At 64.8% G+C, this 12,789-nt stretch carries 10 protein-coding genes; 4 read left to right on the forward strand and 6 right to left on the reverse strand.

The annotated features are described in order from the left end of the window. Positions 1–92 precede the first annotated feature (92 nt). Entirely contained in the window at positions 93–1,388 is a 1,296-nt protein-coding gene (locus tag AAG612_RS06905; protein ID WP_342508655.1) for a bifunctional folylpolyglutamate synthase/dihydrofolate synthase, read from the forward strand. A gap of 13 nt (positions 1,389–1,401) precedes the next feature. Here AAG612_RS06905 and AAG612_RS06910 read toward each other — a convergent pair whose 3' ends face one another. Beyond that, positions 1,402–2,154 carry a helix-turn-helix transcriptional regulator gene (locus tag AAG612_RS06910; protein ID WP_342508656.1) on the reverse strand — a complete coding sequence of 251 codons (753 nt, stop codon included), beginning with the start codon at positions 2,152–2,154 and terminating at the stop codon, positions 1,402–1,404. Between the two features lie 4 nt (positions 2,155–2,158). Continuing rightward, positions 2,159–3,952: an AmpG family muropeptide MFS transporter gene (locus tag AAG612_RS06915; protein ID WP_342508658.1), complete on the reverse strand. Its 1,794-nt coding sequence runs from the start codon at positions 3,950–3,952 to the stop codon at positions 2,159–2,161. A 511-nt stretch (positions 3,953–4,463) separates the two neighbouring features. Between AAG612_RS06915 and AAG612_RS06920 the strand changes: the two genes are divergently transcribed. Continuing rightward, the gene (locus AAG612_RS06920; protein WP_342508660.1) at positions 4,464–5,222 is read left to right on the forward strand and encodes a pseudouridine synthase; all 759 of its coding nucleotides are present in this window, start codon (positions 4,464–4,466) and stop codon (positions 5,220–5,222) included. Continuing rightward, positions 5,222–5,773: a 16S rRNA (guanine(966)-N(2))-methyltransferase RsmD gene (rsmD, locus tag AAG612_RS06925; protein ID WP_342508661.1), complete on the forward strand. Its 552-nt coding sequence runs from the start codon at positions 5,222–5,224 to the stop codon at positions 5,771–5,773. Before AAG612_RS06920 ends, rsmD begins: the two co-directional genes overlap by 1 nt. An 88-nt stretch (positions 5,774–5,861) precedes the next feature. Here rsmD and AAG612_RS06930 read toward each other — a convergent pair whose 3' ends face one another. Beyond that, a complete protein-coding gene (locus AAG612_RS06930; RefSeq protein ID WP_342508663.1) occupies positions 5,862–6,353 on the reverse strand; it encodes a hypothetical protein in 492 nt (163 codons plus the stop codon). Positions 6,354–6,486: 133 nt separating this feature from the next. Between AAG612_RS06930 and AAG612_RS06935 the strand changes: the two genes are divergently transcribed. Then, a complete protein-coding gene (locus AAG612_RS06935; protein ID WP_342508664.1) occupies positions 6,487–8,796 on the forward strand; it encodes an ATP-dependent helicase in 2,310 nt (769 codons plus the stop codon). A gap of 163 nt (positions 8,797–8,959) precedes the next feature. Here AAG612_RS06935 and AAG612_RS06940 read toward each other — a convergent pair whose 3' ends face one another. The 3 genes from AAG612_RS06940 to AAG612_RS06950 all read right to left on the reverse strand — a co-directional run bounded on the left by AAG612_RS06940 (position 8,960) and on the right by AAG612_RS06950 (position 12,631). Then, entirely contained in the window at positions 8,960–10,444 is a 1,485-nt protein-coding gene (locus tag AAG612_RS06940) for a diguanylate cyclase domain-containing protein (protein ID WP_342508666.1), read from the reverse strand. A gap of 89 nt (positions 10,445–10,533) precedes the next feature. Beyond that, a complete protein-coding gene (locus AAG612_RS06945; RefSeq protein WP_342508668.1) occupies positions 10,534–11,979 on the reverse strand; it encodes a DEAD/DEAH box helicase in 1,446 nt (481 codons plus the stop codon). Positions 11,980–12,070: 91 nt separating this feature from the next. Beyond that, positions 12,071–12,631, reverse strand: a complete 561-nt coding sequence (locus AAG612_RS06950) for a hypothetical protein (protein ID WP_342508670.1) — start codon at positions 12,629–12,631, stop codon at positions 12,071–12,073. Positions 12,632–12,789: the final 158 nt, after the last annotated feature.

Genomic DNA, 12,789 nt, shown 5'->3' on the forward strand with positions numbered 1-12,789 from the left:
CCCCGGGGGGGGGGGGGGGGGGGGGGGGGGGAAAAGCTGGGCGCGAGGCCCCTCCCCCAACCCCCTCCCCTGAAGGAGAGGGGGCTTACGAAATGAAAGACTTCGCCCGCTCAGACGACCCCGCCGTTCAGGCGCAGCTCGACCGGCTGGCCGCGCTCTCGGTGCCCGATGGACGGCTGGGGCTGGAAACGATCCGCGCGCTGCTCAGCAGGCTTGGCGACCCACAGGACCGCCTGCCGCCTGTGTTCCATGTCGCGGGCACCAACGGCAAGGGATCGACCTGCGCCTTCCTGCGCGCCATGCTGGAGGCGGACGGCAAACGCGTCCACGTTGCCACCAGCCCGCATCTGGTGCGCTATAACGAGCGCATCCGGGTCGCCGGCAAGCTGATCGAGGATGCGCAGCTCGCCGCGCTGCTGGCCGAGGTGCTCGATGCAGGCAGCGACTTGAGCCCGAGCTTCTTCGAGGTCACCATTGCCGCCACCTTCCTCGCCTTCGCGCGCGAACCGGCAGACGCCTGCGTTATCGAGGTCGGCCTCGGCGGGCGCTTCGATGCGACCAACGTGCTGCGCGCGGATGTGCTCGCCGCTTGCGGGATCGCCGCACTGGGGATCGATCACGAACGCTTCCTGCTCGCACCCGAAGAAGGCGTGCCCACCGAACCGATCGCGCGCATAGGGTTCGAAAAGGCGGGGATCGCGAAGCCCGGCGTACCACTGGTGACGCTCTCCTACCCAGAGGGCCCAACGCTCGAAATCGAGAGCGCGGCCCTTTCGCGCGAGGCGCTGCTCGCGATGCGCGCAGAGCACTGGCACGCGAGCAGCACCGAAATCGGGCTGCACTATGCCGACGAGCACGGCGAACTCGCCCTGCCCCTCCCCGCGCTGCCCGGCGCGCATCAGGCGGAGAATGCCGCACTCGCCATCGCCATGCTGCGCCATCAGGACCGGGTGAGCGTGTCGCGCGATGCGATGGCTCAAGGGCTGCGCACCGCCAGCTGGCCCGCGCGGCTCCAGCGCCTCCCCGCCTCTCCGCTGACGGGTGCGCGCGAGGTCTGGGTCGATGGCGGCCACAACCCCGATGCGGGCGAGGCGCTGGCGCGACATTTCTCCGGCCAGCGGCTGCACCTCGTGCTCGGCATGCTCGCCAACAAGCAGCCCCGCGCTTTGCTCGATCCGATGGAAGGTAGTATCGCAAGCATCACCGTTGTGCCCGTGCCGGGGCACGAGCATCACGCGCCCGGGGCTTTCGGGCCGGATGCGAACGCTGCGGAGACGGTCGCCAATGCGCTGGCTGGCCTGCCCGACGACGGCCTGCCGGTGCTTATCGCAGGCTCGCTCTATCTGGCGGGCGACATGCTTCGGCTCAGTGGCGCACTGCCCGATTGAACGGCCACCACAGTCAGTCCGCGCGGGTAAGGAAGACCGTGATCGTGCCCGGCTCTCCCTCGCCCATGAAGCGCATGTCGATCGTTTCGACTCCGCCGACACCAAGGTCGGCCAAACTTTCGAGAAAAGGCCGGTTGGCGACCGAACGGATCGCTGCCTGCCGGTCCTCCGCCGCCACGTGCGCGTTCACCTCGCACAGGGTCGTCCGGCAGCGCACGGCGACAATTCCGACGCCCTCGCGGCCCGTGAAGCGGCGGCCCAGTTCCTTCTGCGTGGTCAGAGCCCAGTCGGCATCGCTGCGCTGGCTTTCAAGCTGCTGGCGCAGCGCCATGCCGGGCTCGGCGAGCGGGGGCAGCCCCTCGTCGACGACAGGCTGGGGCTCCCCGCTGGAAAGCTGCGTCAACGCGACGAGCGTGGCGGTACCGAGTGCGAGAATGGACATGATGAGCAAACCTTTCGTGGTCGGCCACCCTGCCGGGATTGGCGAGCGGCGCAGCCCCTCGTCCACCAGCCCGGCATCATCCGGAACCACAGAAAGGTTGTCACAGGAAATTTGTAGGTCGCTCGGAAAGAGCGCGCGCGCCAGATCCCGGCTGCTCTGCGCGCCGGTTTTGCGGCGTGCGCTGCGCAGCCTCTCGTTCACCGCATTCTCGGTCAGACCGAGTTCGACGGCTGCCGTCTTGATCGTGTGCCCGGCGGAGAGCAGCTGGAGAACCTGTGCCTCGCCGTCGTTCAGCTTGGCAAGATCGTCGGGCGAGAGCGACAAGCCGCTATTCCGCCGGAGCGGCCTCCGGGTCGGGCGGCGGTGCATTCTGCGCCCGCCCCGAACGCGCCTGCCGCACCCACTCGATGATACACAGCACCACCGCGAACATGCCGATCAGCGTCGTCAGGATGAACACGTCGAAATAGCCGCGCTCTTCGATCATCTGGCCCAGCGCGCCGCGCCCCAGCGTGCCGACCAGCAGCGTCAGCGAGGACAGCAGCGCATATTGCACCGCCGAATATCCGCGCGACACGATGCTGGAGAGGTAGGCGACGAAGGCCGCCCCCGCGATGCCGACCGCGATGTTCTCGCCCGCGATCGCCATCATCAGCGTCGCCAGCCGCTCGTCACCGCCGAGTGCCGAGACCAGCCGGGTGAAGCCGATCGTATCACTCACCGCCTGGACCCGCACGCCGCCAATGGCGAGGTCGGCGTAGAGCAGGTTGGTGATCGCGGCGAGAAACGCGCCGAGCGTCAGCGTCAGCATCCGGCCTATCGCCGTCAGCATGTAGCCGCCCACGGCGAGGCCGAGGATCAGCGCGCCGACGCCGAAGAACTTGGAGGCAACCGCCACCTCGTCCTTCGTATATTCCAGCTCTCCGAGGTAGAACGGATAGGCAAAGGTGCCCCAGATCGCGTCGGTGATGCGGTAGGTCAGGACCAGCGCGATGACGATGATTATCGCCCAGCCGAGTCGCCCGACAAGGTCGGTCAGCGGCAGGACCAGCGCGCGGTAAAGGTGGTCCATCGCCCGGTCCATGCTGCTGGTCGCGGCGTAGGGCGACATGGTCTTGCCGGTCTGCGTGGTCGGCTCCGAACCGTCGAAGGTCGCGGGGATGACATGCTGCCCGCCGCGCTGCACGCGCACGAGCCATGCTGCGATCAGCGCGGGCACCACGACGGTCGCAATCACGATCAGCGGGCCCATGTTGCTGATGAACTCTACCGAATCGGGCCGCGCGTCCGGGTTGCTGGTGAGCGACCGGACCATGAAGATGCCGACCGTGACGAGCGCCCAGCCCCACAGCACGCCGACCGCGGCCAACGCCCATGCCCGGACGCGGGGCACGATCTGCCCGGTGACGCGCAGGCCATGCGGATCGGCGAGGTCGTGATCGTCCGCATCGAGCGTGGCGGAGGCATCGGTGTCGGGCGCCCACAGGCCGGAAATCCCGACCAGCAGCATGATCCCGCCCATTGTCAGGTAAACGGTTGGCCAGTCGGTCCGCTCCGCCATGAACAGCGCCAGTGCGCCGCCGACCAGCGCGGCGATGCGATAGCCCATCTGGTAGACGGTGGAGAGGATATCGATCGTCGCCACCTCGTCCGCCACGTCGACGCGCCATGCGTCGATCACGACGTCCTGGGTGGCACTGGCGAAGGCCGCGAGCCCGGCCAGCAGGCTGAAGAGGGCGATGGTCTCGTTCGAAGGCGCGATGAAGCTGAGCGACACCAGCGCTACCCCGATTATCATCTGCGCGGTGACGATCCACTGCTTGCGCTTGCCCAGCCTGCGCAGGCCGGGAATGTCGACCCGGTCGAGCGCGGGCGACCAGAGGAACTTGAAGGCATAGGCAAGGCCGATCAGCGAAAAGACGCCCATCGTCTCCAGATCGATCTCGCCGGAATCGGAGAGCCAGGCGTAAAGCGTGCCCAGCACCAGCGCATAGGGCAGCCCCGCAGCGAAGCCGAACAGCAGCATATAGGCCGTCTTGGCCTGACCGAGCGAACGCAACACGGTGCGCCAGCCCGGCTTCTGATTTTCGGCCCGAGTGGTGTCACTCTTCGCATCGGCCATGGGAACCCTCCTGAAATCGTCGGGCCTTCTGTAGCCCTTCTTCGTCCGGCCCGCCTAGCCCTGATAGGCACTCTCCCAAGCTACCCCTCGCCCGCAGCTCCATCGTGCAGTGCGAAAAGTTCGCCATGATTTCAGTCCATTCTTTGCGGAGCCGGAATTTTTGGGAGTTCGAAGGTTACTTGCGCCGCAATTGGGGATAAAACTGCTGCGGGATGGACAGGGGCGGTGCGCTATGGGGACCGAGAATCGGGGGCTTACCTTCGGGCGAATTCATTGCTGGTTGCGGGGACACAAGATAGACCGCCACCGCGTATGGTACGACGGGTTCGATCATCGCACCACCTGTCGGCGCTGCGGCACCCCGCTGATAAAGGGCCTGGAAAAATGGCGCCCCTTTGCTTCCGATACCGATCTGGATCCCCGCCGCAAACCGCACCCGCATTACTCCGAGACCGGCATCTAGGTCGCAATTCGGTTGGAGGATTGGCGGCGCGCCGTTAAGCGGGCCTGCATGACCGAAACGGAGAGAACCGGCGATCGCATCGCCAAGCTGCTGGCGCGCGCAGGCGTGGCAAGCCGCCGCGAGGTGGAGCGCATGATCGCCGACGGACGCATCGCCATTAACGGAGAGACGGTCGAGACGCCCAACACCCTGCTCGAACATCTGCGCGGTGTGACCGTGGACGGCAAAGCCGTCGCCAAACCGGAGCCAACGCGTCTGTTTGCCTTTCACAAGCCGACCGGGCTGCTCACGGCCGAGCGGGATCCGAAAGGGCGGCCGACGATCTACGATGCGTTGCGCAATGCCCTGCCCAAGGATGCGCCGCGGGTGATGCCGATCGGGCGGCTCGACTTCAATACCGAAGGGCTGCTGCTGCTGACCAATGACGGCGAGTTCAAGCGGTTGCTCGAACTGCCCGCCAATGCGGTCGAGCGCACCTATCGCGCCCGCGCACACGGCGCGGTCAGCCAGGAACAGCTCGAATCGCTGATCGAGGGAATCACCATCGATGGGGTCCATTACGGCCCGATCAACGCCAACCTGGAACGCCGCACGGGCGCGAACCAGTGGATCGAACTGACGATTACCGAAGGCAAGAACCGCGAGGTGCGCCGGGTGCTCGAACATCTCGGGCTCGAGGTGAACCGGCTGATGCGCACCGCCTTCGGGCCGATCGCACTAGGCGATCTGCCCCGCGGTCAGGCTGTCGAGGTGCCCAGGCAGGATATCGGCCGCTTCCGCTCCGCCGCGAAGAAAGACAAGCGCTGATGCGGATCGTCGCTGGCGATTGGCGGGGGCGCTCGATCAAGGCCCCGCAGGGGGAGACGACCCGCCCGACGGCGGATCGCACGCGAGAGACGCTGTTCAACATGCTGGCGAGCCGTCTCGGCAGTTTCGAAGGGCTGAGCGTGGCGGACCTGTTCGCAGGATCGGGCGCGCTGGGGCTGGAGGCGCTGTCGCGAGGATGCGCCTCGTGCCTGTTCGTCGAGGAAGACAAGCGCGCGATAGACGCGATCCGCGCCAATATCGCGGCGCTCGATGCCCGGCCCCGCTGCTCGATCCAGCAGGCGTCGGTGCTGCGGCTGGGGCCCGCCAAGGTCCCCCACGACCTTATCCTGCTCGATCCGCCATACGACACCAATGCAGGCGTCGTCGCGATCGACCGGCTGGCACGGCTCGGCTGGATCGGCCCCGCGACGCTGGTGTCTCTGGAGGTTTCCGCGAATGCCGATGTCGCCATCCGCAGCATGGAGATCGAGGCCGAACGGAAGGTCGGCAAGGCCAAGCTCTATCTGCTCCGCCTGGCGTCCGCCACTTAGCCGAACCGGAGCCCAAACATGCCAGTGGCAGCACCCGGACTTACCGAATGCTGCCACCTTGCAATTGTCTTGATCGTTAGCGTGGCGCTTAGCGTGCGCCGCGATTGATGCAGTTATCCTGCTCCATCGGCTCGCAGATCGGCAGGTTGGCCGGCGGAGGACCTTCATCGCCCGGCGTGGGCTGGACCACCGCATTGCTCTGGTAAGTGATCCGACCGCTGGTCGATGTCGTCGACGTCTGCGTAGCTGGCATGGAGCCGGAAAGCTGCGAGTTGATCGATTGCCAGGCGGCGGTGCGCTGTGCCGGCGCCATCTCGACGATGCGCACGCGCTGTTCGTTATTCAGGCTATCCCACCAGATCTTCTTCTGGCTGTCGTTGAGCGTCCAGTAATATTCCTGGGCTGCCTTAGGCCATGCCTGATAGGTCATGCGGTTCTCCGCCGACCAGTTCATGTACATGGCTTCCTGCGCATCGGTCATCATGTAGGACTCTGCCTCGTTATGATGATCGGCGAGCGCCGGAACTGCGGTGAGTGCGAGGCCGCAGGCGGCAGTCGAAGCGATAATCAGCTTTTTCATGTCTCTGTCTCCTTTTTCCCTCGTCCTTGCCCAACCAACGGGACCTCCGGGGCGAAGTTCCGAATGCGGTGGACGCATCGAAAAGCGCGCCTTGCCCCCTCCCGCTGCGTTCCCTACTTGTTCGGGCACAGCCATGAATAATGCTTTCCCCCTTGCCGAAGCCGCCGGAGATACGGACATTCCGCCCTATGCCGCGCGGTTGAACACCCCCCAGCGCGAGGCGGTGCTGACCACCGAAGGGCCGGTGCTGATGCTGGCGGGCGCGGGCACGGGCAAGACCTCCGCCCTCACCGCAAGGCTGGCACACCTCGTCGCCATGCGGCTCGCCTGGCCCAGCGAAATCCTGTGCGTCACCTTCACCAACAAGGCCGCGCGCGAGATGCGCGAACGCGTAGGCCGCCATATCGGCGATTCGGTGGAAGGCATGCCCTGGCTCGGCACGTTCCACGCGATCGGCGCGAAGATGCTTCGTCGCCATGCGGAGCTTGTCGGCCTGCAATCGAACTTCACGATCATCGATCCGGACGACCAGCTGCGGCTGTTGAAGACGCTGATCTCCGAGGCGGATCTCGACGAAAAGCGCTGGCCCGCGCGCCAGCTCGCCGGGCTGATCGACCGGTGGAAGAACCGCGGGCTCAACCCAGGCGATCTCGATACGGTCGAGAACGAATCCTATGCCAACGGGCGCGGTGCGCAGCTCTACAAGACCTATCAGAAGCGGCTGCAGGCGCTGAACGCGTGCGATTTCGGCGACCTGCTGCTCCACATGCTTAACATCTTCCGGCAGCATTCGGATGTGCTGGCGCAATACCAGAACCGCTTCAAATACATCCTCGTCGACGAATATCAGGACACCAACCAGGTCCAGTACCTGTGGCTGCGCCTGCTCGCGCAGACTCGCAAGAACATCTGCGTGGTGGGTGACGACGACCAGTCGATTTATTCGTGGCGCGGCGCGGAAGTGGCGAACATCCTGAAGTTCGAGAAGGATTTTCCCGGCGCCAAGGTCATCAAGCTGGAGCAGAACTATCGCTCCACCCCGCATATCCTTGGCGCGGCGTCGGGCCTGATCGGCGAGAACAGCCAGCGGCTCGGCAAGGAATTGTGGACCGAGGCCGACGGGGGCACGAAGGTCCGCGTCATCGGCGTATGGGACGGGCCCGAAGAGGCACGCCGCGTCGGCGAAGAGATTGAGAGCCTCGAACGCTCCGGTGTGGGCCTCGACGAGGTCGCGATCCTCGTGCGCGCCCAGTACCAGACCCGCGAGTTCGAAGACCGCTTCATCCAGATCGGGATGAACTATCGCATCATCGGCGGTTTCCGCTTTTATGAGCGCGCCGAGATCCGCGACGCCCTCGCCTATCTGCGGGTCATCGCGCAGCCGGCCGACGATCTCGCATTCGAGCGGATCTACAACCAGCCCAAGCGCGGCCTCGGCGCGAAGACGCTCGAGAAGATGTACCAGCATTCGCGGCGCACCGGCATGCCGCTGGCCGCTGCAAGCCTCGATCTGGCGGATAGTGACGAACTGCCCGCCCGGGCGCGCGGTACGATCGGCGCCTTGATGCGCCAGTTCCTCCAGTGGCGCGAACAGGCAGACAGCCTCGCCCCCGCCGAACTGCTGCGGCAGGTGCTGGAAGAAAGCGGCTACCAGGCAATGCTCGAGAACGAGCGTTCGGTCGAAGCCAAGGGTCGGCTGGAAAACCTGTCCGAACTCGTCCGCGCCGTGGAAGACTACGAGACGCTCGGCGACTTCCTCGAGCACGTCGCGCTGGTGATGGACAACGAGGCCAACGCCGAAGAGGCGAAGGTGACCATCATGACCATCCATGCCGCGAAGGGGCTGGAGTTCGATCACCTGTTCCTCGTCGGGTGGGAGGAAGGCGTATTTCCTTCGCAGCGTTCGCTCGACGAAGGCGGTCTTGCCAGCCTCGAAGAGGAACGCCGCCTCGCCTACGTCGCGATCACACGGGCGAAGAAAGCGTGCACGATCCTGCACGCCGCGAATCGGCGCATCTACGGCCAGTGGACCAGTTCGATCCCCAGCCGCTTCATCGAGGAATTGCCCGACGACCACGTCGAGAGCGAAACCACCATGTCGGGCGGCGCTTCGCTATGGCGCGCGAACTGGAGCGAGAGCGACGATCCCTTCGCGCATGTCACGCGCGACCGGCCCGATCGCTCGCAAAAGCGCGGCCCTGGCTGGCAGCGTGCCCTCGCGACCGGATACGAGACGAAGCCTGCGCGGCTGCAAGAAAGCCGCCGCTCGGCTGCCAGTTTCGCGGCCAAGCCGCGCACCGATGTGGCGCTGGGCGCGCGCGTTTTCCACGACAAGTTCGGCTATGGCACTGTGATGAGCCAGGAAGGCAACAAGCTGGAAATCGAATTCGAGACCAGCGGGACCAAGCGCGTGATCGACAGCTTCGTCAAGCTGGCGGACTGATGTTCGATCTGCTGGACGTGTTTGACTTTCTGATCCGCGGCCTCAAACCACCTATCGGCAAGCATTAGGGATGGTGGGTGCTGTGGGCGCCACTCGCTGGCCTGTGTTTCGCTGGCATCGCGTTTCTTGCCTGGATTGTGGCAGTGCTCTTGGGGCTGGTCGATTAGCCCACTGCGCGCAGGTGCGGCTTGGCGCGCACCCTATCGCCCGCGATCGCATCGGGGCAGATTGATGCCGTACCACGCTCGGCTCGCTTGGCCTGGTATAGTGCATGATCCGCGCACCGCAGCAGAGCGCTGCGCTCGTTATTGTTTTCGGTCAGCCAGGTCGCGCCGATTGTCGCGCTGACGATCAGCGGTTCGCCTTCGCGCACGACCTCGAAACGCAGTCGGCCCAGCAGGGCCGACAACGCGCCTTCAAGATCGGCGAGCAGATCGGCGTTCTCGATCACCATCACGAATTCATCACCGCCAAGGCGCGCGCAGAACTGGCCGGTAAAGGGCTCGCTAACCAACTGCGCGGCGACGTCCGTCAACACATGGTCGCCCGCTTCATGGCCGAACCGATCGTTCACCTCCTTGAAGTAATCGAGATCGATCAGCAGCAGCGCCATGCCGGTACGGGCCTTGCGCGCATTCTCCAGAAGATCGTCGAGATACTGGTTCAGCCGCGCGCGGTTCGGCAGGCCGGTCAACTCATCGACATGGGCTGCGGTTCGAAGCCGCGTCTCGAGATGGTAGCGATCGGTAATGTCCTGGATCACGCCGATCATCGCGACCGGCGTGCCTTCTTGCATTTCGATCTCGCCTTGGGTGTGGACCCGTTTGAGCGTGCCGTTGGCATCGCGGAAATCGAGTTCGAGATCGTAGGGCGTGCCGTTTTCGCGGCATTCGCGAATGGCGGCCTCCATGCGCGCGCGGTCGTGCGGAAGGAAGAATTCCAGCGCGCTAGCGAGAACCTTCTCGTCCGCGAAATCGACCCCGTGAATTTCGCACGTCTGCTTTGACCAGAACACTTCATCGGTCGCCAGGTCGAGCCGCCAATGGCCAATTTGTGCCATCTGTTCGGCCAGCTCGAACTGACGTTGCGTACGGCGCATCTCTTCGAACAGGTCCTTGCGCTTGACGAGAGCACTGTTCGCCAGCCTCGCATCGAGACGCGTCCGGAACAGCGATTCGATCACAAGGGCCAGTTGGCGCAGCTCGGCGAGTTCGGACCCGGTCGCCACCCGCGGCGTATCGTCGATGACGCATAGCGTCCCGATTGCAGCGCGGGCACCGTCGATTTCGGGACCCTTGAGCGGAATGGTCGCGAAGAAGCGCAATTCGGGCATTGCGGCAATCTCGGCCCGGGCGCCGAACACGCGATGCGCCTGAAGATCATCGACCACGATTTCGCGATCCTGTTCGACGGCGACGGCGCAGAGCGAACATTCGCGCGCGATCTGGTCGGGATCGAAGTTCTCGCGTGCCTTGAACCACTGGCGACGGGTATCGATCAGCGAGATATAGGAAGTGCGGCAACCGAATATGCGTCGCGCTGCCCGGACAATGGCGTCGAATTCCTCTTCGGGCGCGGTATCGAGAATCTCCAGCGCAGCCAGCGTCCGCTGGCGCAGCGCCTCGACGTGAATTTCTTCGGTCGACATTTGGGCATCCCTCCTGCGCGGGAGCGATGCACGATGTTGGTTAATACCGGCCTAAGCCGCGCGCAAAAACGCCTGCCGGGGCAGTGCGGTCAGAGCGCGCTGACCGATAGGAAATCGGGCTTCGGCCCGTTCCACTCACCGGCCGGGATCACTTCGCCGTCGCCGTCGCGGCGACGCCCGCCACCACGCCCGCGGCTCGGCTTGTCGTCGCTCCTGCGTGCGGAGTGCGAATCGTCGCTCTTGCGCGGCGCACGCGAACGCTTCGGCCGATCATCGTCGCGGTCGGCTTCCCGGCTTTCGGGCTGGTCGGTACCGCGCTTCTCATCTCGATCGTCGTCTTTGCGCTGCGGCTTGGCCTTCGGCTTCGACTTTTTCTCAGCCTTGTCTTCCGGCTTGCCCTCGATCAGCTCGACCCGCACGTCTTCCTTGCCGAACGGCTTGATCTTCGTCTCGGTCAGCTTTTCGACATTGGCAATCGCCTCCGCATCCTCTTCGGTGACGAAGGTGAAGGCACGGCCCTTGGCCCCGGCGCGACCCGTGCGACCGATCCGGTGGACGTAATCGTCCGGATGCCAGGGCGTGTCGAAATTGAAGACATGGCTGACACCCTTCACGTCGAGCCCGCGAGCCGCGACGTCCGAAGCGACGAGGATATTGATGTCACCGGACTTGAAACGGTTGAGCTCGGCGATCCTGCTCGACTGGTCCATGTCGCCATGAATCTCGCCGCTGGCAAAGCCGTAGCTCTGCAGGCTCTTGTTGACTTCGCGCACGGTCGTTTTGCGATTGGCGAAGATGATCGCGGTCTCGACCAGATCGTTGGCGAGCAGCCAGCGCAGCGTCTCGCGCTTCTCACGCGGCTTTACGGGGATCTTGAACGCCGTGATGTTCTCGTTGGTAGAGGCCGCGCGACTGACCTCGATCCGCTTCGGGTTCTGCAGGAACTTCTGCGCCAGCTTCTCGATCGGCGGCGGCATCGTCGCGCTGAACAGAAGCGTCTGGCGCGGCTCGGGCAATTTCGAACAGATCGTTTCGATATCGGGGATGAACCCCATGTCGAGCATCCGGTCGGCTTCGTCGATCACCAGCAGCTCGCAGCCGTTGAGCAGGATCTTGCCCCGCTCGAACAGGTCCATAAGCCTCCCGGGGGTGGCTATGAGGACGTCGACCCCTTCGTTGAGCGCCTTGATCTGGTCGCCCATCTGCACCCCGCCGATCAGCAGCGCCATCTGGAGGTCGTGATCGGCCCCGTATTTCTCGAAGTTCTCTGCCACCTGTGCGGCCAGCTCGCGCGTCGGCGCAAGGATCAGGCTGCGCGGCATCAGCGCGCGGCGGCGGCCGCTGGCGAGGATATCGATCATCGGCAGCACGAAACTGGCGGTCTTGCCGGTCCCGGTCTGCGCGATGCCGATGATGTCCTTCATCATGAGCACGGGCGGGATGGCCTGCTCCTGAATTGGAGTAGGCTCGGTGTACCCGGCGGATTCTACCGCCTGCAGCAATTTATCGGAGAGGCCGAGATCGGCAAATTTCATTCAGGTTTCCGGATGTGGTGATGATCGCGGACCAACCCACGACAGCGCGCGCGCCTTCGCGCAAAGCCCGCCAAATGTCAAGAAAATGCGCCTATTCGGCGGGGACCAGCTCGCGAATGCCGCCGATCTTGCAGGTCGCGCCGTTCCGCGCCTTGAGCGTATCGCGTCCCACACACAGCTCGCCATCCTCGGTCGGCTCAAGATAGAAACCGAGATAGAAGTCGCGTGCATTGCACGATTTGCGCAGTTGCGCGCGGATCATCCGCTTGTCCGACAGGTGCAGGACCAGATCGCGCGAAGAGACCGTCTGCACCGCCACGATGCTGCGCGCAGGCAGGCAATTGCCGATCTTGCGCTGATCGTACCGTAGCGGAAGGACCCTGCGCCAGTCGGCTACGAGTTCCTGCGAATTGGGGCGCCGGGGGGAGACGCGAATCATGATCTCCTGCCGGATACGCACCTGCCTCGCCTCGCGATCGGTTCGCCAGGCGTCCGCCGCGAGCCAGCCGGGTGCCGGACGCGGCCTGCTTTCGATCGGCGCCTCGCCCGTATGCGCAGCCGCTTCGATAGCGAACGGCGGAAGGGGCATCTCGCCCTTGCCCGCCGGAGCGAGGGCTAGCGCTGGTGCCAGAAATGCGGCGATGAAAAGCATATTATCTGCCGTCTTCCCTAGAGGTGTATCGCTCTACCGACCCACCCGGTTCGATCGTCCCGAGCGCATGACATAGGCCCGGCGTTTGAATGTCGGCTTAATTGCGGCGGGGCCGCCCGCCAATGCTCTGGCAATTCGTCGTCCCGGTGTGGCATGGC

Origin of the sequence: Citromicrobium bathyomarinum (assembly GCF_038594605.1) — a bacterium.
GTDB lineage: Bacteria > Pseudomonadota > Alphaproteobacteria > Sphingomonadales > Sphingomonadaceae > Alteriqipengyuania > Alteriqipengyuania bathyomarina_B.

Coding starts and splice junctions, on each gene's coding strand:
- AAG612_RS06935 (WP_342508664.1), top strand. CDS start 6,487: ATGAATAATGCTTTCCCCCTTGCCGAAGCCGCCGGAGATACGGACATT.
- AAG612_RS06940 (WP_342508666.1), bottom strand. CDS start 10,444: ATGTCGACCGAAGAAATTCACGTCGAGGCGCTGCGCCAGCGGACGCTG.
- rsmD (WP_342508661.1), top strand. CDS start 5,222: ATGCGGATCGTCGCTGGCGATTGGCGGGGGCGCTCGATCAAGGCCCCG.
- AAG612_RS06905 (WP_342508655.1), top strand. CDS start 93: ATGAAAGACTTCGCCCGCTCAGACGACCCCGCCGTTCAGGCGCAGCTC.
- AAG612_RS06945 (WP_342508668.1), bottom strand. CDS start 11,979: ATGAAATTTGCCGATCTCGGCCTCTCCGATAAATTGCTGCAGGCGGTA.
- AAG612_RS06950 (WP_342508670.1), bottom strand. CDS start 12,631: ATGCTTTTCATCGCCGCATTTCTGGCACCAGCGCTAGCCCTCGCTCCG.
- AAG612_RS06915 (WP_342508658.1), bottom strand. CDS start 3,952: ATGGCCGATGCGAAGAGTGACACCACTCGGGCCGAAAATCAGAAGCCG.
- AAG612_RS06920 (WP_342508660.1), top strand. CDS start 4,464: ATGACCGAAACGGAGAGAACCGGCGATCGCATCGCCAAGCTGCTGGCG.
- AAG612_RS06930 (WP_342508663.1), bottom strand. CDS start 6,353: ATGAAAAAGCTGATTATCGCTTCGACTGCCGCCTGCGGCCTCGCACTC.